The organism is Microbacterium testaceum (assembly GCF_029761935.1).
Lineage (GTDB): Bacteria > Actinomycetota > Actinomycetes > Actinomycetales > Microbacteriaceae > Microbacterium > Microbacterium testaceum_A.
Map to the genome: position 1 here is coordinate 2,080,244 of NZ_CP121699.1, position 23,759 is coordinate 2,104,002.

General features: G+C 68.8%; 19 protein-coding genes. 8 read left to right on the forward strand and 11 right to left on the reverse strand.

The features are described from left to right. The first annotated feature begins 69 nt into the window (after positions 1 to 69). From QBE02_RS10080 to QBE02_RS10105, 6 genes are all read left to right on the forward strand, one after another. Complete coding sequence (locus QBE02_RS10080) at positions 70 to 795, forward strand: Pr6Pr family membrane protein (RefSeq protein WP_279365602.1); 726 nt, start codon at positions 70 to 72, stop codon at positions 793 to 795. 32 nt (positions 796 to 827) lie between these two features. After that, positions 828 to 1,505, forward strand: a complete 678-nt coding sequence (locus QBE02_RS10085) for a peptidylprolyl isomerase (protein ID WP_279365603.1) — start codon at positions 828 to 830, stop codon at positions 1,503 to 1,505. Between the two features lie 82 nt (positions 1,506 to 1,587). Then, complete coding sequence (gene argG, locus QBE02_RS10090; protein ID WP_279365604.1) at positions 1,588 to 3,030, forward strand: argininosuccinate synthase; 1,443 nt, start codon at positions 1,588 to 1,590, stop codon at positions 3,028 to 3,030. A 231-nt stretch (positions 3,031 to 3,261) separates the two neighbouring features. Next, positions 3,262 to 3,867, forward strand: coding sequence for a TetR/AcrR family transcriptional regulator (locus QBE02_RS10095; protein WP_279365605.1), 606 nt, complete (start codon positions 3,262 to 3,264; stop codon positions 3,865 to 3,867). Continuing rightward, positions 3,864 to 4,478, forward strand: a complete 615-nt coding sequence (locus QBE02_RS10100) for a hypothetical protein (protein ID WP_279365606.1) — start codon at positions 3,864 to 3,866, stop codon at positions 4,476 to 4,478. Before QBE02_RS10095 ends, QBE02_RS10100 begins: the two co-directional genes overlap by 4 nt. Beyond that, on the forward strand, positions 4,475 to 6,412 hold the full coding sequence (locus QBE02_RS10105) for a YhgE/Pip domain-containing protein (RefSeq protein WP_279365607.1): 1,938 nt from the start codon (positions 4,475 to 4,477) through the stop codon (positions 6,410 to 6,412). The genes QBE02_RS10100 and QBE02_RS10105 overlap by 4 nt, the downstream gene beginning before the upstream one ends. 129 nt (positions 6,413 to 6,541) lie before the next feature. Here the strand turns inward: QBE02_RS10105 and QBE02_RS10110 are convergent, their stop codons facing one another. The 5 genes from QBE02_RS10110 to QBE02_RS10130 form a co-directional block, all read right to left on the reverse strand. Next, positions 6,542 to 9,193, reverse strand: a complete 2,652-nt coding sequence (locus QBE02_RS10110; protein WP_279365608.1) for a hypothetical protein — start codon at positions 9,191 to 9,193, stop codon at positions 6,542 to 6,544. Positions 9,194 to 9,328: 135 nt separating this feature from the next. Next, positions 9,329 to 10,690: an ABC transporter substrate-binding protein gene (locus QBE02_RS10115; RefSeq protein ID WP_279365609.1), complete on the reverse strand. Its 1,362-nt coding sequence runs from the start codon at positions 10,688 to 10,690 to the stop codon at positions 9,329 to 9,331. 85 nt (positions 10,691 to 10,775) lie between these two features. Beyond that, the gene (locus QBE02_RS10120; protein WP_103207352.1) at positions 10,776 to 11,732 is read right to left on the reverse strand and encodes a carbohydrate ABC transporter permease; all 957 of its coding nucleotides are present in this window, start codon (positions 11,730 to 11,732) and stop codon (positions 10,776 to 10,778) included. 9 nt (positions 11,733 to 11,741) lie between these two features. Continuing rightward, complete coding sequence (locus QBE02_RS10125; RefSeq protein WP_180993415.1) at positions 11,742 to 12,686, reverse strand: carbohydrate ABC transporter permease; 945 nt, start codon at positions 12,684 to 12,686, stop codon at positions 11,742 to 11,744. Then, positions 12,683 to 14,872 carry an alpha-galactosidase gene (locus QBE02_RS10130; RefSeq protein WP_279365610.1) on the reverse strand — a complete coding sequence of 730 codons (2,190 nt, stop codon included), beginning with the start codon at positions 14,870 to 14,872 and terminating at the stop codon, positions 12,683 to 12,685. Before QBE02_RS10130 ends, QBE02_RS10125 begins: the two co-directional genes overlap by 4 nt. Before the next feature lie 136 nt (positions 14,873 to 15,008). Here QBE02_RS10130 and QBE02_RS10135 point away from each other — a divergent pair, with 136 nt between their 5' ends. Both QBE02_RS10135 and QBE02_RS10140 read left to right on the forward strand, forming a co-directional pair. Next, a complete protein-coding gene (locus QBE02_RS10135) occupies positions 15,009 to 16,028 on the forward strand; it encodes a LacI family DNA-binding transcriptional regulator (RefSeq protein WP_103207358.1) in 1,020 nt (339 codons plus the stop codon). A 493-nt stretch (positions 16,029 to 16,521) separates the two neighbouring features. Then, entirely contained in the window at positions 16,522 to 17,028 is a 507-nt protein-coding gene (locus tag QBE02_RS10140; protein ID WP_279365611.1) for an SRPBCC family protein, read from the forward strand. A gap of 399 nt (positions 17,029 to 17,427) precedes the next feature. On the opposite strand, the gene mnhG is transcribed toward QBE02_RS10140, so the two are convergent. From mnhG to QBE02_RS10170, 6 genes are read right to left on the reverse strand one after another with little or no spacing between them, the layout of a single operon-like run. Continuing rightward, positions 17,428 to 17,808, reverse strand: a complete 381-nt coding sequence (mnhG, locus tag QBE02_RS10145) for a monovalent cation/H(+) antiporter subunit G (RefSeq protein WP_279365612.1) — start codon at positions 17,806 to 17,808, stop codon at positions 17,428 to 17,430. Continuing rightward, complete coding sequence (locus QBE02_RS10150) at positions 17,805 to 18,071, reverse strand: monovalent cation/H+ antiporter complex subunit F (RefSeq protein ID WP_141377014.1); 267 nt, start codon at positions 18,069 to 18,071, stop codon at positions 17,805 to 17,807. The genes mnhG and QBE02_RS10150 overlap by 4 nt, the downstream gene beginning before the upstream one ends. Further along, complete coding sequence (locus QBE02_RS10155) at positions 18,068 to 18,682, reverse strand: Na+/H+ antiporter subunit E (protein WP_279365613.1); 615 nt, start codon at positions 18,680 to 18,682, stop codon at positions 18,068 to 18,070. Before QBE02_RS10155 ends, QBE02_RS10150 begins: the two co-directional genes overlap by 4 nt. After that, positions 18,679 to 20,235, reverse strand: coding sequence for a Na+/H+ antiporter subunit D (locus tag QBE02_RS10160; RefSeq protein ID WP_056225171.1), 1,557 nt, complete (start codon positions 20,233 to 20,235; stop codon positions 18,679 to 18,681). The genes QBE02_RS10155 and QBE02_RS10160 overlap by 4 nt, the downstream gene beginning before the upstream one ends. Continuing rightward, on the reverse strand, positions 20,232 to 20,825 hold the full coding sequence (locus QBE02_RS10165) for a Na(+)/H(+) antiporter subunit C (protein ID WP_279365614.1): 594 nt from the start codon (positions 20,823 to 20,825) through the stop codon (positions 20,232 to 20,234). Before QBE02_RS10165 ends, QBE02_RS10160 begins: the two co-directional genes overlap by 4 nt. Beyond that, on the reverse strand, positions 20,822 to 23,749 hold the full coding sequence (locus tag QBE02_RS10170; protein WP_279365615.1) for a Na+/H+ antiporter subunit A: 2,928 nt from the start codon (positions 23,747 to 23,749) through the stop codon (positions 20,822 to 20,824). Before QBE02_RS10170 ends, QBE02_RS10165 begins: the two co-directional genes overlap by 4 nt. Positions 23,750 to 23,759: the final 10 nt, after the last annotated feature.

The window sequence follows — 23,759 nt, forward strand, 5'->3', positions numbered from 1 at the left end:
GGCCCGCTCGCACGAGCCCGCCCGCCGCAACCCCTGCCCCCTCGTGCGGCCACTCACTAGCCTGGGGCGATGCAGACATCGCGCGGGTGGACGACCGGGTGGAACGCGGCACGCGTGGCGATCGCGGTGCTCATCCTCGTCGCGGTGGGGGCGCAGTTCTCTTCGTCGGTGGCCGAGGCGGTGGCGCGCGACCGCGACGTGGCAACCGTGACCGCGAACTTCTTCAGCTTCTTCACGATCCTGTCCAACGTCTCGTCGGCCGTCGTGCTGGTGCTTCTGGGCGTGCGGTTCTTCGCACGCTGCCGCCGGGTCGAGGTCGATCCGCCGGCCCTCGCGACCGCTCTCGCCTTCGTCTCCACGTACATGATCGTGACCGGCATCGTCTACAACCTGCTGCTGCGCGGCATCCCCCTCCAGCCCGAGACCGTGCCGTGGTCGAACGAGATCATGCACGTCTGGGGTCCGCTCTTCCTCCTGCTCGACGTGCTGCTCGGGCCGACGCGACGCCGCTTGCCCTGGTCGGCGGCGTTCGCCGCGGCGATCTTCCCCATCGTGTGGATCGTCTACACGCTCCTGCGCGCGCCCCTGATCACGAACCCGACCACGGGGGCGCCGTTCTGGTACCCGTACCCCTTCCTCGACCCGAGCACCGGCGGGTGGGGCAGCGTCGCGGTGTACATCGTCGTCATCGCCGTGGCCATCATCGCCCTCGCGGTCGGCGTCGTCGCGATCGGTCGGGCACGCGGCATCCGGATGCCGATCGACCCGGCGCCCGCAACGCGTCCCGGGACCTGACGGGTCGGGGTCGACGCCCTACCCTGGAACCCGTGCGTACTCGACTGATGTCCGCGGCCGTCGCCGCTTCCGCCCTGCTCCTGCTCGCCGGCTGCGCCGGAGGCACCTCGTCCGCCCCCGCGCCCACGGCGAGCGCATCCAGCGCGACCACCGCCTCCGGCGAATGCTCCTATCCGACCTCGGGGCAGCCGGCCGTGGACGTCACCCCGCCGGCAGCGGGGACGGAGCGCCCCACCGGGACGGTGGAGGCGACGCTCGAGACCTCCGCCGGGGCCATTCCGATCACCCTGAACGGCGAGCGCACCCCCTGCACGGTCGAGAGCTTCGTCTCACTGGCGCAGCAGCAGTACTTCAGCAACACCGAGTGCCACCGCCTCACCACCCAGGGCATCTTCGTCCTGCAGTGCGGCGACCCGACCGGCACGGGACGCGGCGGCCCCGGCTACCGCTTCGACGACGAGCTCGACGGCAGCGAGACCTACCCCGCGGGCACGGTCGCGATGGCGAACGCGGGCCCCGGCACGAACGGCTCGCAGTTCTTCCTGGTGTACTCCGACTCGAAGCTGCCCCCGGACTACACGGTGTTCGGCACGATGTCGCCCGAGGGTCTGCAGGTCGTGAAGAACATCGCCGCGGCGGGGACGGCCGGCGGCTCGCCCGACGGCGCCCCCGCCACCCCGGTGACGATCAGCGCCGTGACGATCGGCTGATCGGACCGCCCCATCCCCTCGGGGGCGCCCGATCCTCCCCCGGAGTCGGGGCTCGGCATCCCTCCGCTCTAGAATCGAGGGCATGTCCAAGGTCCTTCAGTCCCTTCCCGTCGGCGAGCGCGTCGGCATCGCCTTCTCGGGTGGTCTCGATACTTCGGTGGCCGTCGCGTGGATGCGCGACAAGGGCGCCGTCCCCTGCACCTACACGGGCGACCTCGGGCAGTACGACGAAGACGACATCGCCTCGATCCCGGGCCGCGCGACGCAGTACGGCGCCGAGGTCTCGCGCCTGGTCGACTGCAAGACGGCGCTCGTCGAAGAGGGCTTCGTCGCCCTCGCGTGCGGCGCGTTCCACATCCGCTCCGGCGGACGCACCTACTTCAACACCACGCCGCTGGGCCGTGCCGTCACCGGCACGCTGCTCGTGCGCGCCATGAAAGAAGACGGCGTCGACATCTGGGGCGACGGCTCCACCTACAAGGGCAACGACATCGAGCGGTTCTACCGCTACGGCCTGCTCGCCAACCCGGCCCTGCGCATCTACAAGCCGTGGCTCGACGCCGACTTCGTCACCGAGCTCGGCGGGCGCAAAGAGATGAGCGAGTGGCTCGTCGCGCACGACTTCCCCTACCGCGACAGCGTCGAGAAGGCCTACTCGACGGATGCCAACATCTGGGGCGCCACGCACGAGGCCAAGACCCTCGAGCACCTCGACGTCTCGCTCGAGATCGTCGAGCCCATCATGGGCGTGCGCTTCTGGGACCCCGAGGTCGAGATCGCGACCGAGGACGTCACCGTCGAGTTCGAGGCCGGACGCCCCGTGGCGATCAACGGCACGCGTTTCGCCGACCCGGTCGAGCTCGTCCGCGAGGCCAACACGATCGGCGGCCGCCACGGCCTGGGCATGAGCGACCAGATCGAGAACCGCATCATCGAGGCCAAGTCGCGCGGCGTCTACGAGGCCCCGGGCATGGCCCTGCTGTTCCTGACCTACGAGCGCCTGGTCAACAGCATCCTGAACGAAGACACCCTCGCGACCTACCACGAACAGGGTCGCCGCCTCGGTCGCCTCATGTACGAGGGCCGCTGGCTCGAGCCGCAGTCGCTCATGCTGCGCGAGTCGATCCAGAAGTGGGTCGGGTCGACCATCACCGGCTCGGTCACCGTGCGCCTGCGCCGCGGTGAGGACTACACGATCCTGAACACCGTGGCATCCGGAATGTCGTACTCGCCCGAGAAGCTCTCGATGGAGCGCGTGGGCGACGCCGCGTTCGGCCCGGTCGACCGCATCGGTCAGCTCACTATGCGCAATCTCGACATCGCCGACTCGCGCGCGCGCCTCGAGCAGTACGCCGCGATGGGCCTGCTCGGAGGGCCCACCGGCGAGCTCGTCGGCGACGTCGCCGCCGGCGGCGCGCAGGACATCATCGAATCGGCCTCGCCGCTCGACGCGGCCGGCGAGCGCCTCGCCGACGCGACCGATGCCGCGGGCGAGGGCGCCGCGTTCGACGCCGGCACCGACTGACGCTTCCTTCGACGGAGCCCGCCCCCGCCTCCGGCGCCGCGGGCTCCGTCGTTGCGCGGCGCCTCCCCCGCGCCGCCGCCTCTCCCGCGCTCCGCGCGCGCGTGAGTCGCCACTTTCTGTCGCTTGCCGGGGTCTCGAAGCGACAATTCCTGGCGACTCACGCGCGCGGATGCTGACGGGGTCGCAGTAAGTTGCACACGAGCGTGCACTTTCGGCGTACACTGGTCACCCGTGAGTACCCCCACCCGCCGCGACGCCGTCGAGAACCGCGCCGGCATCCTCGACGCCGCGACCGCGGCCATCGGCCACGACCCGCGCGCCTCGATCGACACGATCGCCCGCCGCGCCGGCCTCTCGCGCCGCGCCCTCTACGGCCACTTCGACGACCGCAACGCCATCGTCCGCGAGGTCATCGCCGCCGGAGCGACCCGCTTCAACGCCATCGCCGCCCGCGTCGACGACCAGGACTCCCGCGTCGCGCTCGCCCGCCTGGCATCCGAACTCTGGCGCGAAGCCGCCCACGTGCAGGCCGCAGCCGCCCTCGCCCTCGACGACGCGCACCTCGCCGAGACCTCCGACGCGCTCGCCCCGCTCCGCCGCCGTATCGACCAGATCGTGCGCCGCGGACAAGAAGCGGGAGAGCTGCGGACGGACCTTCCCGCGCCGACCCTCGCCCGCCTGCTCGAAGAGACCGGCCGCATGGTCGTCGCCCGAGTGGATGCCGGCTCCTCGACGGCCCGCTCGATCGCGGTGTGCGCGGTTCTGAGCATCGCCGGCCTGTCGTGGATCGAAGCGCGAGCTCTGCTGGGACAACACCCTGACCTGGAGGCGCAGTGAGAATCGTCCTGAACGCCGTCGCTAAGGGCCGCGCGCAGAGCGCCCTGCCCGAGACGTCCACCGCGTATGAGACCGGCGGCGCGACCCTGGTGGTCGCCGAGACCGAGCAGCGTCCCACGGTGCTGGGCCTGGTGGCATCCGGTCGCATGAAAGTCGACAGCGGAACGGTCACGATCGACGGCCGCGCCGACGCGTCGGCCATCCGTCGACGTGTCGCCCTCGTGGACGCCCCTGTCGTGTCGGAACCCGAGTCGAACGTCACCGTGACCGGTGTCGTCGCCGAAGAGCTGATGTTCGCCGGCCACGCCCCCAACCCGTTCGCCGCCGCGCGTTGGCTCGAGGGCATCGGGCTCGAGTCGCTCGCCACCACGGCGATCGGCAACGTCGAGCCCGCAGCCCGGGTGCGCCTGCTGCTCGAACTCGCAGCCCTGCGCACAGACGTCGAGGGGCTCGTCCTGGTCGCCCCAGACCGCCACGGCGGCGAACCGCTCGCCTGGTGGCGTATCGCCGAGGAGTTCGCCGAGCGCGGGTACGCCGTGCTCGTGGTCGCGGGCCACGCCTCGAGAACCACGATCGACGCGCTCGATGAGACGGTGGAGGCCGGCCGATGAAGATCCCGCAGATGATCACGGCGGAGCTGCGCCGCCTCACCTCGACCCGCATGTCGGTGATCGCCCTCATCGCACTGCTCGCGGTCCCGATCCTGTACGGCGGACTCTACCTCTGGGCCAACCAGGACCCGTACGGCAACCTGGCGAACGTCCCCGTCGCGCTCGTCGTCGACGACCGGGGCGCCGACGTGAACGGCCAGCAGCGCAACCTCGGCGACGAAGCCGCCGAGCAGTTGCTCGACAGCGACACCTTCGAGTGGCACCGGGTCTCGTCCGACCAGGCCGACGCCGGTCTGCAGGCGGGCGACTTCGACTTCATCGTCACCCTGCCGACCGACTTCTCCGAAGCCGTGGCGACGCTGTCGAGCAGCTCTCCTCGCCAGGCCGACATCGAGCTGCGCACCAACGACGCGAACAACTACCTCGCCTCGACGATCGGCACGCAGGCGGTGGCGAAGATCCAGGAGTCGGTGGCGAAGAAGGTCGTCGATGAGGCGGGTCGCTCGCTCCTCGATGCCCTGCACACCATCCGCGTGAAGCTCGTGGATGCCACGGACGGGGCGACCCAGCTCGTCGACGGTCTCGCGACCGCGAAGAACGGGTCGTCGCAGCTCTCGACCGGGTCGACCACCCTGGCTGATGGCGCGGCGAAACTGGCCGACGGCAACGCCCAGCTGTCCTCCGGCACGAACCAACTGCGCGACGGAACCGCTCAACTCCGCGACGGCTCGGCCCGCGTGGCTGACGGCGCCCAGCAGGTCGCCGGTGGCGTGGACCGCCTCGACGCCGTGGCCCGTCAGGTGGGCTCGGTCGCAGGCGATGCCGCATCGCAGCTGCCGCAGGCCCGAACGGACATTGCGAAGGCGCTGGCCGACGCCGGACTCGACCAGTCCCGCATCGACGAGATCCTCTCGCGCCTCGACCCGGTGGGCGAGCGCCTCACGACCGCGAACTCGCGCGTGCAGGACACGGTGAAGCAAATCGATCAGCTCGACGACGGCGCCCGCCAGGTCGCCTCGGGAAGCGCCGCCCTGGCCACCGGCGCCGCCACCGCGGCCGATGGTGCATCGGCCCTCGCCGACGGCGCCGCCACCGCGGCATCCGGGGCCTCCCAGCTCCGCGACGGATCCGCTCAGCTGCGCGACGGAGCGACCCAGCTGGACGACGGCATCGGGCAGCTCTCGACCGGCGCCACCCAGCTGCGCGACGGTCTCAGCGCGGGCGTCCAGCAGATCCCCGACTCCGACGACGCCACGCGCCAGGCGCAGGCCTCGGCCATCTCGGACCCCGTCGCCGTGGGCACGAGTTCGGTCACGAAGGCGCAGAACTACGGTGCGGGGCTGGCCCCGTTCTTCGCCGCGCTGGCTGGATGGATCGGCATCTACGCGCTGTTCCTCATCGTCAAGCCGGTGTCGAAGCGCGCCGTGACGGCGCTGCGCTCGCCCTTCCGCGTCACCCTCGCCGGGTGGCTCACGCCCGCGGGCCTGGGGGCCCTGCAGATGGTGGGGCTGTTCACGATCCTCGCGTTCGCGCTGCAGTTCTCGTTCGCGAACCCGTGGGCAGCGCTCGGCATCCTGCTCTTCGCCTCGGCGACGTACGCGGCGATCGTCCTCGCGCTGAACGTCTGGCTCGGGTCGGTGGGTCAGTTCCTCGGCCTCGTGCTGATGGTGCTCCAGCTCGTCACCGCCGGGGGCACCTTCCCTTGGCAGACCCTGCCCGGGCCCCTGGCGGCGCTGCACCACGTGCTGCCCATGGGTTACGTGGTGGATGCCATGCGCCAGGTCATGTACGGCGGAGACGTCTCGAGGGTCGGTCAGGACCTGTTGGTGCTGGGTGCGTGGATGGTCGGCGGCGTGCTGGTCGCGGCGATCGGCGTGACACGCATGACGCACCACCGCACCCTGCGCGACCTGCAGCCGAGCCTGATCGGCTGAGGCGGGCACCCGGCGCGGCGCGCGCACCGATAAGCCGGCCTGTCGAGGAGGAACGGGGTGCTCCCGACAAGAGGACGGGTGGGGAACGGTTTGCCGTCCCCACCCGTCCTCAGTTGTGAGCGTGAGAAATCAGTTCTTGCCCGCACCCTCCCCACGGGATGACGTGGCGTCGGCCGTCCGGACCGCGTCGGGTGCATTGGTGGTCTTGGTCACCAGGGGTGACAACACGAGCCAATCGATGTTCGGAGCGTTGCCGGTCGTGTTGCCCAGGCGCAATGCGCCGCCCGCCGTGGTCAGGTCGATGGGAACAGTGTGCGTCCAGAACCCGTTCCACGAGTAGTTGTTGCGGAACGCACCGCGCGTGGTCGCGCCCCCGTCCTCGCTGATGTCGAGGAAGCGGGTGATGACGTCGGTGTTGTACGCATGTCCGGTGTTCTTGTCGGCGTTGGCATATCGCACCGTCAGGTCGTACTGCCCCGCGCCGAGTCCGCGGGGACGCGTGAGGGTTGCGTAGTTGTCGGCTCCGCCGCCGAGCCACCCCAGATGCTGGCCCGAGACGTTGGTCGGCGCTCCCGGAGTCTCGAGGCGGGCTGCACCGTGCAGGGTGATCTGCGAGGAGTCCTCCGCCTCGACCTGCACGCCCGCCGCGTCGCCGTCGGTGGCCCGGGTGACTGTGACGGACTGCACGGCCGCCCCCTGGGACGACGCCAGACGCAGCTCGCTGATGCCTTCGGCGAGGTGCACCCGTGCCGTCGACGTCCAGGTGCCCGCCGCGTCGGCGCCGAGCCCGGTGATCGTGCGGTCGTTCAGACGCAGGCCGAGATCGGCGGCTCCGGTCGTGGAGTAGCGCACCGCGACGTCGTAGTAACCCGTCTCCCGCGCGGAGGCGAAGAACGTGGCGCTCTTGTCGCCGCTCAACATCGCCGCGCCCTTGCCGTAGTCCAGCGGCGCGTCGGTGCGTGAGAGCACGGCTGGATAGGTCGTGGTCTCGGGTCCGTCGATGCGCGTCAGGTCGAAGCGGTCGAGCGAGATGTCGGAGCCGGGGAGCAACGTCGTGCCGTCGGCGCTCATGCGCACCGAGAGCTCATGACGGCCCTGGCTGAGGGAGACGAGGGTTTCGCCGCGACCGCGGTAGCCCCAGTCGAAGCCCGCCTCGTAGTCGATCGTGGCGGCCTGCTGACCGTCGACGAACAGAGCGTGCGAGCCCGGGCCGATCTTGCTGCCGTTGACACCGGCGATCGCACCGAAGCGGTACGTGCCGGTCGTGGGCACGTCGACGGTCCACGTCAGCGAGGAGGTGACCTGGTTCGTCGAGCCGACATCGAAACCGCCGGATGCGGAGAATGTCCAGTCCGCGGCTGGGTCCTTCTCGTATACCTCGACGTCGCGCAGTGTCGTGTTCTCGGCCTCGATCGTCGCGGACCAGGTGCTGTCGGAGACCGGGGCGACCGGCAAGGCGGGGGTGATGACAGCCTGGTAAGCGTCGAGCCGGTTGTCGCTCGGCACATCGATCTCGATCGTGCCGCCGACCGCGACCCTCTTCGTGACGACCACGGGCGGCGCCTGAGCCTCGCCCTCCTGACCCGACCATTCGGCCTTGCGGACCTGGATGTCGACGGTCGTGCCGAAGACGGCAGGATCAAGTCCCGACACGTCGAGGCGGGTGGCGTCGTTCGTCCCGCCGAACAGCACCGTGGCCTGCTTCTTCGCGGTGTCCACGGCGCCGATGCCCTGCAGGGTGTCGGGAGCGTTCAACGCGGGAGGCGTGACCGAAACGGTCTGGCCCGAGAGGTCGCCGTACCATTTCAGCAGCCACCACGCGCCGTTCGCGCCGTTGGTCTTGGCCATGTTGTCGTTCAAGTTTCCGGCGTAGGTCCAGTAGGCCGTCTGTGCATCGACCTTCTCGTCCTCGAACATCGCGAGCCACTGGACGAGGCTCCCGGGAACCGACATGTCGCGGCGCATGGCGTACTCGGTGATATTGACGGGTCGCGGTGAGACACCGAGGTCGCTCTCGATCTGTCGGTACTCCGCCAGGTGCTGACGGAAATACTGCAGGCTTCCACGACCGAGCTCGTGCCACGTGAACAGGTCGGGCAGCACGTCGTTGGCCTTCGCGAAGGCGAGGAAGTCGCGCGTACGCGTGGGCTGCCAGCCGGTATCGCCGTTGCCGGCGATCTTCGCGTCGGGGTAGACCTCCTTGATGGCCTGGTAGACGGCCTTCCAATCCTGGAGGTACACGTCCTTCATCGAGTTCCAGTCGCTGTACCAGTTGCCCCCGTCGGGCTCGTTGAACGGCGTGAAGACGTACTTCTCGGGGTGGTCGGACTCGTCGACGACGCTCTTGACCACCGTGCGGACGATGTCGAGGTAGGTGGAGAAGTCGGACGGACGCTTGCCGCCGTTGTAGGCCCAGTCGGGGTAATAGTCCTGGATGTTGGTCATCAGGTACTGGCCCCCGTTCTCGAAGAACGCGTCCTCGACCTCGAGGGGATCACCATTGGGGTGTTGCGCGCCGTGCGGTGCCTTCTGCGTGAGGTTCTTGGGGCTGGCGCCGGCGATGATCGGGTCGGTGGGCACGCCGTCATCGGAGAGGCCGTAGAGCATCCCCGACGCGCCTCCCTTGACGGCGCCGGTCGGCTGGCTGAAGTCGACGCCGATGACATCGACGGTCGCGGCGTTGGCGGGTGCGGCTGCTCCGGCGGCGAGGCCGGAGATCACCAGGGCGGCTAGCGCCGCGGAAGCGGTCACTCGATCGAGATTCTGGCGGGGGCGGATCACGTGTACTCCTTCGTACGGTGGGGCGGGGGCGCTGCAAGGGGGATGGGGGATGCCAGGTCGGACGCGTCGCGCGGTCATGTGCCGCAGCGCGGCTCTCGGGGTGCCCGGCGACGAACGGGCACCCCGAGAGTCATGTCACTTGAAGAGGGCGTTGACCTGGTCGTTCGCGGTCTTCAGCGCGCTCACGTCGGACACGCCCTTGAGGTAGGACTCGATCGCGGCCTTCATCGTGTCGTTCACGTCCGACCAGTGGTCGGCGATGGGGAGCAGTTTGGTGGTGCCATCGGTCACCTGCTCGGTGAATCCCGTGACATCCCAGCCCTTGGCCGCGAAGGCAGCCTCGGCCTTGGCGGTCGAGGTCTTGACGGCGGGGAAGACGACGGCGGCCTTGCCGATGACATCCTGGCAGTCCGCCGAGCCGAGGTACTTCACCCACTGCCACGCGGCATCCTGGTTCTTGCTCCCGGCCCAGATGCCGTCGGAGAGACCGTTGAAGAGGCTGGCGCGCTGACCGCTCGGGCCGACCGGGGTGGGGGCGACCTTCGTGGCGATCTTGTTCTGACCGAGGTATGAGCCGTTCATCCAGCTGCCGTCGGTGACGAGCGCGTAGCGACCGGCGAGGTAGCCGTTCAGCGGGTCCTGCTCCGACAGAGCGATGTCGACGCTGGGCATGAAGCCCTTCTCGATCAGCCCCTTGTACCAGGCGAGGGTGTCGCTGAACTTCATGTCGCCATAGTTCCAGGAGCTCGTCCAGGGCGTCTTGTTGCCGTAGTACCAATCGTTGCTGAGGGCATAGGGAGACCAGGTCTGCTGACCGCTGGCATTCAGCCCGTTACCGCTGAGCGCGAGTCCGTAGACGGCGACCTTCGACTTGTCGAAACCGGCCTCGTCTCCTCGAACGCCGTTCTGGTCGATCGTGAGGTGGGCGACGAGCTTCTCGAACGAGCCGCCGTCGGTGGTGTTCCACGCGAGTGTGGAGAGCTGGTCGGCCGTGTAACCGGCATCCGTCACCATCTTCTCGTTGTAGAACGTCGCGACGGTGTCGAAGTCCTTCGGAAGGCCGTAGCGACCGCCCTCCGGCGTGGTCCAGAGGTCGGCGAGGCCTTCCTGATAGATGCCGAGGTCGAGACCGTCCTTCTCGACGCGATCGGAGATGTCGAGCAACTGCCCCTGAGAGACGAATTCGGGGTAGTACGACAGGTGGTCGGCGAAGACGTCCGGGGCGGTGCCCGAGGCGAAGCCCGTCGTCAGACCCTGCCAGTAGTCCGACCAGCCGAATTGCTCGATCTTGACGGAGATGCCCGACGACTTCTCAAAGTCTTCCGCACACTGCTGGTAAGCGGGCTGCTGATTGCTGTCCCACAGCCAGTAGGTGATCGAGTCACCGCCGGTGGCCGCGGTACCGCCCGCGGAAGAGCACCCGGCGAGGATGACGGGAACAGCCGCGGCGACGGCGGCGACCGCGACGGTGCGGTGCGCGCGTGAGATGGTGCGCATGGGATTGCCTTTCAGGAAAGGGATGTGCGGGTGGGGCTCCCCGCCCGACGTTCGGGTCGCCGGGCGGGAGATGAGGGGCGGGGGGTCACTTGATGCCGGAGTAGCCGAGGTTGTCGACGAGCTTCCGGCCGAAGAGGATGAACAGGAGGAAGATCGGCAGGGCCGCGATCAGCGTCCCGGCCATGAGGCCGGCCCAGTCTGGGCCCGTCTGCGGAGTCTGCGAGCGGAAGATGCCGAGCGCGACGGTGAGTACGCGCGAGTCGTCCGCGCGCCCCACCAGGAGAGGCCAGAAGTACTCGCCCCATGCCGTGATGTAGGTCAGCAGGGCGAGGGTGAAAACCGGAGTGGATGACATCGGCAGCACGATCCGGAAGAAGATGCGCAGGTGTCCTGCACCGTCGATCTTGGCCGACTCCTCCACTTCGCGACTGATGCCGAGGAAGAACTGGCGCATGAAGAAGATCGCGAACGGCGTCATGAAGAAGAACGGCAGGATGATGCCGGCGAGGGTGTTGAGCAGGCCGAGATCGCGGATGAGGATGAAGTTCGGCAGTTGCACGAAGATCGGCGGGATCATCAACGCCGTCAGGAAGAGAAAGAAGACGGCGTCGCGCCCCTTCCACTCCAGCCGCGCGAAAGCGTAGGCCGCCATCGACGAGAACAGCACCTGGCCGAACGTGATCACCGTGGCGACGATGACGGTGTTGCGCAGGTACAGCCAGAAGTCGATCGACCCCGTGGTCCCCCCCTCTGCCGCCGCCTGCTCCGGTGACGACAGACCCAGGACGCGTGCGAAGCCGCCCCAGCTGAACTCCACCGGCAGAAGGCTGCCGGCGTTCGTGTACAACGCGGTGTTGGTCGACAGCGCGGTGCGCAGCATCCAATAGAACGGGAACAGCGTCACCACCAGCAGCACCACGAGAGCGGCCCAGGCGAGGAGGCGCCCGAGTCCGATGCGGCGGCGACGGGGAACTTCACGGCGTGAGCCGACGGGCGCGGGCTCGGACCGGGTGACGCGGGGAGGTGTTGCGACGGAGGTCATGAGGGGCTCCTATGCCAGATCCGACGAGTTCGAGCGCATGATCTTGAGCTGGAAATAGGCGACGACGGCCAGCACGACCAGCAGGAAGACCGACATGGCCGACGCGTATCCGAGGTGGAATTTCTCGAAGGCCTGTTGGTAGATGTAGTAGTAAATGACCCGGGTCGAGTTGATCGGTCCGCCCTCGGTCGTGACCGCGACGGTGTCGAAGATCTGGAACGACCCGACGACGGTGATCACCAAGACCAGGGCGAGCACCGGTCGCAACAGCGGCAGCGTGATCGAGCGGAACATGCGCACCTCGGACGCACCGTCCAGAGCTGCGGCTTCATAGAGTTGTGTCGGGATGGTCTGCAGGCCGGCGAAGACCAAGAGCGCTGTGTAGCCGACGTAGCGCCACACATTGATGAGCGCGATGGTCGGGATGGCCAAGGCCTCGCTGCCGAAGAAGGCCATGCGGTCGCCGCCGAGAGCGTCGAGGAAGACGTTGATGATGCCCGTGGAGTAATCCATCATCCAGAACCAGACCAACGCGACCACGACGTTGGCCACAAGGTACGGCAGCAGGATGATGCCACGGATGACGGCCGAGCGGGTGAGACGGTGCATCAGCACGGCGATGCCCACCGCGAGCACCGTTTGCACGCCGATGTTGATGACGACGTATTCGACGGTGACGCCGAGGGAGTTCCAGAAGAGCGGATCCGCGACCATGCGGGTGTAGTTCTCGACACCCACGAACTTCCCGGCGCCGATGAGGTTCTGGTCGGTGAAGCTGAACCAGATGCCTCGCAGCGAGGGGACGAGATAGAAGGCGAGGAAGCCGAGAGCGGCGGGGGCGATGAACAGAAGGGCGATCTTCGCGTCGCCGCGCCGACGACGCGCGGCACGGGGAGCGACGATCGCGCGAGTGTCCAGCGATCGGGTCGTCGGGGACTGGGTCGGGGCGCTCATCGGACGACCTCCACGTCGAGCAGGACACTGGTGTCGGGATCGAGGGCGGGGACGTGTACGCCGATCTCCTGGAGGACGGCACCGGACAGATTGATCCCGCTGCGGTACCACGACGGATGGATACGCGGGTCGTAGGCCGGCAGCGGCCCCGGTCCGCCCACGCGGACGCGGTATTCGCGGTCGGGATCCAGGCCCGGGAGACGCACTCGACCCAGGGGCCACGTGACGTGCCGCTCCCGCAGGATGACCGCGTAGAGGGCGCGATCGCGGTGGGGACTGACCGAGCCGTGCAACCACAGGTCGCCGCCCTCGAGTTCGCGGCGCACCGTCGTACCGGAGTGGATGAGGCCGCGGACGCCCTTGTAGTAGGCGACCCACGCCGTCAGTCGCTGCAGGTCATCCGGCGAGACCGTGGTGAGATCCCACTCGATTCCGAAGTGCCCGAAGAGCGCGGTGGCCGCCCGGAAGTCCAGGTCGACGCGGCGGCGGGTGGTGTGCGCCCTGTCCGCGCCGACGTGGCTGCCGACCAGCTCCGGCGGAAGCAGCTGCGCGGTCCAGCGTTGGATCTGCTGCCGTTCGCGGGCGTCGATGCAGTCCGACGCCCACACGCGATCGGTGTGCTCCAGGATGCCGAGGTCGACGCGTGCTCCTCCGGAGGAGCACGACTCGATCTCCAGTCCCGGGCAGGCGCGGCGGATCGCGTCGAGCAAGCGATAGGTCGCGAGGGTCTGTTCGTGCACGCCCGCTCGCCCGGTCCGGGTGGACCCCGCCTCGATGAGGTCGCGGTTGTGGTCCCACTTGATGTAGTCGATTCCGTGCTCGCGCACGAGCGAGACGATCTGGTCGAAGACGTGGGCGAAGGCACCCGGGTGCGAGAGATCGAGAACCTGCTGGTGTCGGAAGTCGACGGGCAGACGACCGGGCACCTGCAGGAGCCACTCGGGGTGGGCGGTGGCGAGGTCGGAGGTCACATTGACCATCTCGGGCTCGAACCACAGTCCGAACTGCATGCCGCGTCGCTTGACCCCCTCGACGAGGGCGCGGAACCGTCCGCCGCCCCAGACGTCTTCTGCGATCACCCAATCGCCCAGACCCGACGTGTCGTCACGGCGCGAGCCGAACCATCCGTCGTCGAGCACGAAGCGTTCCACTCCCACGCGCTCGGCCGCGTCGGCGAGTTCGAGCAGCCGCGGCAGTTCGTGGTCGAAGTAGACCGCCTCCCACACGTTCATCACCACGGGGCGGGCGGAGCGCGGGTGCGAGGGCCGCGAGCGCAGGTGAGCGTGGAAACGCGCGGCGACGGCATCCAGTCCGGCACCGTATCCGGCGAAGAGGGCGGGGGTCTCGTACGTTTCACCCGGAGCGAGCTGGATTTCGCCAGGCAGCAGGAGTTCGCCGCCGAGAATCAGCCGCTCCCCCGAGAAGGCGCGTTCCGCGAGCACACGGTGGTTGCCACTGAACGCGACGTGAAGCCCCCACACCTCGCCCTGGCCGAAATCGAGATCGGCTGTCCCCGCGGCCAGGAACGTGGCCGCATCGGCGCCCGTGCGTCCGTGTCGACCCTCGCGAAGGTGCGTACCAACCGTGAACGGACGCGACTGGGCGACCCTCTCTTTGGCCCACCGCCCGGCCATGTCGAACACGACATCCGCGCGGGTCGGTACCGGCAGCGCCAGATCCAGCGCGTCGATCGTGTAGGAATCGACGCCGTCGTTCCGCAACGTCGCCGAGAGGCGCAGGAGTCCACTCGGCAGCAGCTCGAGCAGGAGCCCGAGGGAGAGCTGGGCGTCGACGTCGACCGCCCGCACGCTCACCGATCCACCCGACGGCGCATCGTCTGAGATGTCCACCGAGACGGGAACGAACCGCGTCGACCACGCCTGTCCCGAACGGTGGCCCTGAAGACCCGGGGTACCCGTCCATCCCGCGGCGTTCTCGGGCACGACTCCGACGATCACCGGCACGTCGACACCGTTGGTGGCCAGTGGCGGCTGTGCGTGCAGGGCGAGCTCGCGGAGGGAGTCGGCATCCTGCGCCCCGATGTCACCACCCCAGTGGATGACGAAAGGGAGAGCGTCTTGCGGCAGGCCGAGGACGACGGCGACGCCGGCCGCCCGGAGGGTCACGGCCGATGGCCAGAGGGCCTCGAGGTCGCCGTTGATCTCGTTCATCGTTTGGGTGGTCACTGCGTCATCGCCTTCCGGAGAACCCCTCGTCGGGTTCTGCAAACGTTGGTCAAGCTAGCATGCGTTCACTCGCTCTGCAAACGTTAGTCAGACATTTTCTTCGAACAAAGAAAACGTTGGTCACTAGACTTGGGTCATGCCACTCGATCGAGATGTCCCCGGGATCGTCGACGTGGCCGAGAGAGCCGGAGTCAGTCTCTCCACGGTGTCCCGCGTGATCTCAGGACGCACCCGCGTGAGCGATCGGCTCCGCGAAAAGGTCGAGGCAGCGGTGGCCGAGCTGGGCTATCGGCCGAACGCCGCCGCGCAATCCCTGGTCAGCGGACGTCGATCGACGGTCGCCGTGTTCGCGCGCAACACGATCCGCTACGGGTACGCCGCCACTCTGCAAGGTATCGAGGAGGCCGCTCGGGCCGCCGGCTACGTCATCATGATCGCCGTGGTCGAGTCCGACGACCCCGCGGCCATCTCGGCAGCCGTCGACGGCGCCCTCTCGCAGCCCCTTGCCGGGGTGATCGTGATCGAGTTCGACGAGCTGGGCGTCGCAACCCTGGCGGCCATGCCCAAGACGGTGCCCGTGGTCGCCGCCGCCGGTGCCCGGCGTCCACCGGGCGAGACTCCTCACGCGTTCCTCGACGACTACGTCGGAGGATACGAAGCCACGAAGTACCTGCTCGCCCAGGGGCATCACACCGTGCACCACGTCGCCATCCCCGCCACCCGCCCCGGGACGGGTCGCGCGTGGGGGTGGCGTGCGGCGCTGGACGAAGCCGGCGCGCGCGTCCCTCCCCTGTTGCAGGCGAGCTATTCGCCCACGTCGGGATACGACGTCGCCCAGACTCTCCTCGACGACGATGCCGTAACAGCGGTGCTCTGCGGCAACGATGAACTCGCCATCGGTGTCGCGCGCGCCTACCAGGAGATCGGTAGACGCATCCCCGAAGACGTCAGCGTCGTCGGCTTCGACGACCAACCGTTCGCGCGCATGTGGACTCCAGCCCTCACCACCGTCCGCCAGGACTTCGTCGACCTCGGCCGACGCACTTTCGCGCTGCTCGGCACCTGGATGGAGCAGGGGCGTCCTCCCGAAGACTCCGCCGTGACGCCCGAGCTCGTCGTGCGCGAGAGTGCGGGGGCGCCGCGCCTGCACGCGTGATCCACGCCGCGGCCGCTCACGATCGGGCGCGAGCACTGTTCAGGCCGGGACGAGTGGGGGCGGTCCTCGGTCGCACCGGCAGCCGCACGTCGAACACCGTCCGGGGGCGCGGCCTGCGCCGACGAAGAGACGCTGCCGCAGATTGATCGAAGCCTGACCCGCCCCTTCCGAGAGGGGCCGTCACGCTCAGCGCGTCATCGCGCACGGCTCCGGACGTGACTCGACGTGCCCGCTGGCGCCGGTACCGCGAGACCGGGGTTCGCGTCCGACATCACGCGCGGCTGCTCCGACCGGCACGGGTCTGTGCCCCCTCATCGCGCGCCCTGGGTCGCGCCCATCCAGCGTGAGGCGGGTTCCTTCACTGTTCTGCGCCTCCCCACTTCTCAGGTTCCCGAGCCTGCAGACGAGCGGACCCGCCCGTGCGTTCGGTCAAGGGGTGCGCCGCTCTCGACGATCACGATCTACCGTAAGAAATGTCGAACGGAGGGATGCCATGGCCGCCCGCAACACCCGCCTCATGCGCTGCACGCCCGACGACCTGTTCGCGGTTCTCTCCGACGGTTGGCTCTATCCCATCTGGGTGGTGGGGGCGGCGCGCATGCGCGATGTCGACGAGCAATGGCCCCAGAAGGGGTCGCAGATCCATCATTCCCTGGGCATCTGGCCCGTCATGATCCACGACGAGACCAAGATCGTCGAGTGGGACCCTCCGCGCCGAATGCGGTTGCGGCCCGAGGCCGGCATCCTGGGCCGCGGCGTCATCCGTATCGACGCCCGGCCGCATGAACTCGGCACCGCCGTCACCATCGCCGAGGAGCCCGTGTCGGGAGCGGCGGCTCTGCTGCCGTCGCTGCTGTGGAAGCCCCTGCTCGTCGCGCGCAACCACGAGTGCCTCAACCGCCTGGCTTTCCTCGCCGAAGGGCGGCGAGAGAAACGCGAAGCGCGCGAACCGCAGCACCGGAAGACCGATCCGGATGACCTCGGCGAAGCCGGCAGCTGACCCGACCGCCCCTCCATAAACGCTCTTTCTAGCGAGACACGCTGCCTCACGGCGTGTCTCGCTAGGGAGAGCGTTTATTGCAGCGGTGAGCGGTCGCAACGGCCAGCGGTCGCGGCGGTGAGCAGTCGCGGCGGCCAGCAACGGCCAGCAGCGGCAGCAGCGGTAGCGGCAGCAGCAGCATTCAGCAGTCGCAGCGGCCAGCGGAGGCAGCAGTCGCGGCGGCCAGCGGAGGCAGCAGTCGCGGCGGCCAGCGGACGCAGCGGCCAGCACTCCCAGCGGCCAGCAGTCGCGGTAGCCAGCAGTCACAGCGACCAGCACTCGCAACGGCCAGCGGACGCAGCAGCGGGCAGAGGCAGCACCGAGCGGGGGCGGGAGCGCGGGCGGCGCCGCGGCGCCGGCTCAGCTCTCCGGCCGCGTCTCCGCGCCGGTCGACCCGGGCTGCTCCGTGCGGTGCCGCAGCTCGTCGATGTACAGGCCCTCTTCGTCGGTCGTTCGGTTGCGGTACGCGGCTCGCCCGACCATGTGCGCGGCCAGCGGGGCCGTGGCGAACTGGATGAGCACGATCGGGATGCCGAAAGCGACCACCTCCCACGTGCGCAGCGACAGCGCGACGGCGATGACGATGAGCAGCACACCCAGAACCTGCGGCTTCGTCGCCGCGTGCAAGCGCGTGGGGACGTCGCGCCAGCGCAGCAGTCCCATCGTCGCCGTGAGGCAGAGCACGGCGCCGATCAGCACGAGCACGAGGGCGACGGTGTCGAGCACCGATTCGAGGGTCATCGCGGGTTCTCCTTCCGCGCGACGAAGCGGGCGACCGCGATCGACCCGAACACGCCGACCGCCGCGATGATGAGCATCGCCGGCAGCGAGCGCGTGTGGTGATTGATCACCATGTCGGCGCCCAGGATGCAGACCACCTCGGTCAGCAGAACATCCGCGGCGACCGCGCGGTCGAGGATCGACGGACCGATCACGAGGCGGATGAGCGCCAGCACCGCGGCGACGGCGAAGACGACGAGGATGACCACGACGAGGATGTTCACAGCAGGGTCCTCCCGTCGGGCGGCGTTTCGGCACCGTGGAGCGCGTCGGCGTCCGACTCGGCGATCTTGGCCCGCAGCTCCTGCAACTCTTCCTTCGAGCCGACGGCACGCGTGATGCGGGCTTCCCACCCGAGCACGACGCGGCGCTGGTGTTCGGCATCCGCGTCGCTTCTGACGCCGATGGTGTGCAGGAACAGGGTGCGGTTCTCGCGGTCGACGTCGACGATGAGCGATCCCGGAATGAGGGATGCCGTGACAGCGGTGTGCGCCATGATCACGTCGTCGTCGACGCGCAGCGGGACGGCGATGATGGCGGCGCCGGGCTGACGGCGGACGTCGATCACCTGCCACGCGACGATGAGCGATCCCTTGATGACCGCGCCCAGGAAGGTGACGACGAACACGAGGCCGTACCAGAGGTTGATGCGACCCGAGAGTTCGACCGGGGGCAGGCGGAAGACGCGCGTGACGAAGACCGCCATGACCAGACCGGTGAGGAACGCCAGCCAGGTGAACTGGCCCCACAGCAGCATCCACAGAGCGACCAGCCACACCAGGAACGGCAGCTGGTGCAGGAACAGCGACACCTGCGATCGGCGGGAGGGGCTCATCCTTGACCCGCCTGTTCCTGGATCTGCACGAGGCTCACGCCGTCGGTGATGTCGACGCCCGCCCGCAGGCACATGTCGAGCAGGGGTCCGGCGAACACGGTCAGCGACACCGTGACGGCCACCATGCCGACGGTGGCGAGCGTCATGATCTTCGGCGTCGTGCGACGCTCGGTCGAGATGGTCGCGGCCGGGGCGTTGCCGAGGTAGGCGATGCGCTCCGTCGTCTCGGCGGAGTCGTCGTCTTCGCGCCAGAACGACAGGTTCCACGCGCGCATCAGGGCGTAGAGCGTGAGGATCGAGGTGACGACGCCGCCGACGATCAGCACCATCATCACGGGGGTGCCCACCTGCGCCGCCGCGTCGAACAGGGCGTACTTGCCGATGAAGCCCGAGAACGGCGGCAGACCGCCGAGGTTGATCGCCGGGATGAAGTACAGCACCGCGAGCAGGGGCGCCGCGCGCATGAGGCCCTTCACCTTGAGGATCGAGGTGCTGCCCGCTCGGCGCTCGATGAGGCCGACGGCCAGGAACAGGGTCGTCTGCACGATGATGTGGTGGACGATGTAGTAGATCGTCGCTCCCACCGCGAGCGGCGTGTTGATCGCCAGCCCGAAGATCATGTAGCCGATGTGGCTCACCAGCGTGAACGACAGGATGCGCTTGAGCTCGGCCTGCGCGACGGCACCCAGGATGCCGACGATCATCGTCGACAGGGCGACCATCATCAGCAGGAAGTTGAGGTCGTTGGCGACGAAGAGCTGCGTCTCGGTGCGGATGATCGCGTAGACGCCGACCTTGGTCAACAGACCCGCGAACACCGCCGTGACGGGTGCGGGAGCCGTCGGATACGAGTCGGGCAGCCAGAACGACAGCGGGAACACCGCCGCCTTGATCGCGAACGCGAGCAGCAGCATGAGGTGCAGGATCGTCTGCGTGTCCTGCGGCAGCAGCGCCATCCGCTCGCTGATCTGCACCATGTTGACCGTGCCGAGCGCGCCGTAGACCATGGCGATCGCGGCGAGGAAGAGGATCGACGACACCAGCGACACGACGATGTAGACGACGCCCGTGCGGATGCGCGACTCGGTGCCGCCCAGCGTGATGAGCACGTACGAGGCGACGAGGAGGATCTCGAAACCGACGTAGAGGTTGAAGAGGTCGCCCGCGATGAAGGCGTTGAAGATGCCCGCGCCGAGGATCAGGTACGCCGGGTAGAAGATCGAGACCGGGGTGTCCTCGTCGTTGTCGGCCGCGCCCTGCCCGATCGAGAAGAGCAGGACCGCGAGCAGCACGATGCTCGTGACGACGACGAGAAGAGCCGCGAGCACGTCGACGTAGAGCACGATGCCGAACGGGATGTCCCACGCGGCGATCGCCACCGCGATGGGCCCGCTCGTGTCGACGGTGACGAGAAGGATCGCACCGAGCACGAGCACGGCCGCGAGGGAGGCGACCGACACGACGATCTGCGTCTTCTTGCGCCGACCGAAGATGAGGTTGATCGCGGCACCGATGAGAGGGATGCCGACGAGCAGGGGCACGAGGGCGCTCACGAGCGATCACCGTCCTGGGGGTCGCGGGGGGCGTCGCTGTCGTCGTCTCGCGCCGGGTCGGACTCGCGCGAGACGGCGACGCGATCGACCGGGGCGTCGTCGACGAGCTGCGACAGGTCGCCCTGGTGCAGCACGCGGATGGGCGAGGCGACGTCGCCGACAAAGTCGGTGGTGACGTCCTCGTCGTCGGAGCGGGACTCTTCGTCCATCGCGTCCTCCGGCTCGTTCGCCGTGCGGGCGCGAAGCGCCACGTCGTCCGCGTCGTCGATGACCGTGTCGGCCTGACCGAGCTGCCAGGAGCGGTAGATGAGGGCGAGCAGGAACGCCGAGATGCCGAAGGTGATGACGATCGCGGTGAGCGTCAGGGCCTGGGGAAGAGCGTCGGACATGTCCGCGGCATCCGTCTGCCCCCCGTCGTAGAACGGGGCTCGGCCGGGCGCGCCCATGACGATGAGGAGGAGCAGGTTGCCGGCGTTCCCGAGCAGAAGGAAGCCGATCAGCACGCGGGTGAGGCTGCGCTCCAGCATGGCGTAGACCCCGCACGCGAACAGCACGGCCATGACGATGACGAGGACGAGCGAGATGGTCACGGCGTCACCACCTCCGCGTCCTCGGGGAGTTGCGATTGGCGGTCGACCTCGGCGCCGAGGCTGCGGAGCACGTCGAGCACGAGGCCGATGACGACGAGGTAGACGCCGACGTCGAAGATCGTGCTGGTGACGAACTCCCAGTGACCGATGATCGGCAGTTCACCTTCGAAGGTGAAGCTCTGCAGCGGTGCGAAGCCGAACACCATCGGAACGAGGGCGCACAGCACGGCGATCGCCATGCCCGCCCCGAGCAAGCGCCCCGCGTCGGTGGGGGCGGCGGCGCCGAGCTCCCAGCGGCCGCCCGCGATGTACCGCATGACCAGGCCCATACCGGCGACCAGGCCACCGGCGAAGCCTCCACCCGGCAGGTTGTGGCCCGCGAAGAGCAGGTAGAGCGACACGATCATGATCGAGTGGAAGAGCACCCGGATGATGATCTCGAGCAGGATCGAACGGTTCTCGGGCTGCACCTTCGCGCCCGAGATGAGCCACGCGCGCGGAGCACCGGTCTCGCCCACGCGCTGCGCGCGCACGCCGCTGTCGGTCTCGACGAGGGGCCGGCGACGGCCGAGTCCCACCCGTGCGCGGGCGGTGCCCGACCGACGTGCAAGGTTGTCACTGCGATTGGTGATGAAGACGAGGGATGCCACGCCGGTGGCGGCGAGGACCAGCACCGAGAGCTCGCCCATGGTGTCCCAGCCGCGGAGGTCGACGAGAGCGACGTTGACGACGTTGCGACCGTGACCGATCTCGTAGGCGAGGGGCGGCCACTCGAGCGAGACGGGGAGGTCCTGCCGCGCGCCGGTCGCCACGATCGCCACGAGGGCCATCGTGAGGCCCACGCCCGCGCCGAGCACGGCACGCGCGAGAGGGGCGACCGACTCGTTCTGCTCGCCCATGCGGGCCGGCAGACGCCGGAGCACCAGCGCGAACACCACGAGGGTCACGGTCTCGATGAGCACCTGCGTGAGGGCGAGGTCGGGCGCGCCGCTGGTGGCGAAGAGCACCACCATGCCCAGGCCCGTCACCGAGACGAGGGCGACACCGGTGTACCGCTTGCGGGCGCGGACGGCCAGGATGCCGGCGGCGATCATGATCGGTGCCGAGATCAGCTGCGCCGGCGACTGCCACGCGGCGAGCTGGGCGCGCCACGCGCTCGACGCGAGCAGCGCCGTGCCTTCGGCGACGACGAGCACGACGAAGATCGTTCCGACGTAGAACGGCAGAGAACCGCGCTGGAAGCGGGCGGTCACCCACTCGGACGAGTGGTCGATCCCGCGCAGGGCCACGTTGTAGGCGTCGTTCGCGGTGAAGGGAAGGACACGACGACGCTTGTGCAGCTGCGTCTTGCGCACGGCCCAGAAGATGCCGGCGCCGAGTGCGAGCGTGCCGAGCGAGATGAACAGCGCCGGCTCGAGGCCGTGCCAGAGCGCCAGGTGGTACGGGTACGCGGGAGCGGAGACGCCCGCAGTCGCTTCGGGCAGGCCGTCGGCGTAGGGCGCGAGCCAATGGTCGACGATCGGGGCGAGGAATCCGAGCCCCAGTGACGTCGCCGCGAGGAGCACCGGCGCCGACAGGAAGCCGATCGGCGGGTCGGGCCACTCGGTGGTCTCGACGTCGCGCTTGGTCCAATACGCCCCCCACAGGAAGCGGATGCCGTACGCCGCCGTCAGCGCCGAGCCCAGCACGACGCCGATCAGGGCGACCCATCCCCACGCAGCTCCGCCTTCGGCTTCGTGCAGCAGGGCCGTCAGCGCAGTCTCTTTCGCGACGAACCCGAGGGTGGGGATGATCCCCGCCATCGAGAAGATCGCGATGAACGACGCGGTGGCCATGACCGGCGCCTGTCGGCCGAGGCCGGAGAGCTGCCCGATGTCACGGGTGTTCAGCTGGCGGTCGATCACACCGACGACGAGGAAGAGACACGACTTGAACAGCGCGTGGCTGAGCAGGAGCGCGACGCCGGCGAGAGCGGCATCCCTCGTCCCGTATCCGAGCATCACGGTGAGGAAGCCGAGCTGGCTCACCGTACCGAAGGCGAGGATGCGCTTGAGGTCGCGCTCGCGCAGAGCCTGGAACCCGCCGAGCAGCATCGTGAAGACACCGAGGGCGATGAGGGTGGGCCGCCAGAACGGCGTATCGGCGAAGCCGGGGGCGAGGCGGGCGACCAGGTAGATGCCGGCCTTGACCATGGCAGCGGCGTGCAGGTACGCACTGACCGGGGTGGGGGCGGCCATGGCCCCGGGAAGCCAGAAGTGGAACGGGAAGATCGCCGACTTGCTGAGCGCTCCCACCAACAGCAGCAGGACGGCGATGTCGACGACGGCGCCCGTGGGCGGGTCGGCGAGGATCGTCGACAGGCTCGAGGTGCCCGCCTGCACGACGAGCAGAACCACGCCGATGAGCATGACGAGTCCGCCGAGCGTGGTGACGAGCAGCGCCTGCAGGGCGGCTCGACGGCTCGCGGAACGGCTGTGGTAGTACCCGATGAGCAGGTACGACAGCACGCTCGTCGCTTCCCACAGCATGACGAGGACGACGATGTCGTCGGTGAGGACGAGGCCGTACATGGCACCGGCGAAGCCGAGCAGCACGGCGGAGAACTGCCCGACACCGGCGGTCTTGCCGCGGAAGTACCACCGGCAGTAGAGCATCACCAGCGCACCGACGCCGGTCACGACGAGGGTCAGCAACCAGCCGAGCACGTCCATGCGCATCGACAGCGAGACGTCGATCGCCGGAATCCAGCGATATTCCTCGAAGGGAATGTCCCCCGCGAACACCGCGGGGGCGAGGACGATGGCGTGCGCGAAAGCGAGAGCCGGGAGAACCGCCGCCACGTAGAAGGCGCGGGCACCGATGCGCGAGACGAGCCACGGCAGAAGAAGGGGCACGGCCGCGAAGGCGCCGAGGAAGATCAGCACGGTCGGGCCT

Coding starts and splice junctions, on each gene's coding strand:
- QBE02_RS10080 (WP_279365602.1), top strand. CDS start 70: ATGCAGACATCGCGCGGGTGGACGACCGGGTGGAACGCGGCACGCGTG.
- argG (WP_279365604.1), top strand. CDS start 1,588: ATGTCCAAGGTCCTTCAGTCCCTTCCCGTCGGCGAGCGCGTCGGCATC.
- QBE02_RS10105 (WP_279365607.1), top strand. CDS start 4,475: ATGAAGATCCCGCAGATGATCACGGCGGAGCTGCGCCGCCTCACCTCG.
- QBE02_RS10115 (WP_279365609.1), bottom strand. CDS start 10,690: ATGCGCACCATCTCACGCGCGCACCGCACCGTCGCGGTCGCCGCCGTC.
- QBE02_RS10120 (WP_103207352.1), bottom strand. CDS start 11,732: ATGACCTCCGTCGCAACACCTCCCCGCGTCACCCGGTCCGAGCCCGCG.
- QBE02_RS10125 (WP_180993415.1), bottom strand. CDS start 12,686: ATGAGCGCCCCGACCCAGTCCCCGACGACCCGATCGCTGGACACTCGC.
- QBE02_RS10135 (WP_103207358.1), top strand. CDS start 15,009: ATGCCACTCGATCGAGATGTCCCCGGGATCGTCGACGTGGCCGAGAGA.
- QBE02_RS10140 (WP_279365611.1), top strand. CDS start 16,522: ATGGCCGCCCGCAACACCCGCCTCATGCGCTGCACGCCCGACGACCTG.
- mnhG (WP_279365612.1), bottom strand. CDS start 17,808: ATGACCCTCGAATCGGTGCTCGACACCGTCGCCCTCGTGCTCGTGCTG.
- QBE02_RS10155 (WP_279365613.1), bottom strand. CDS start 18,682: ATGAGCCCCTCCCGCCGATCGCAGGTGTCGCTGTTCCTGCACCAGCTG.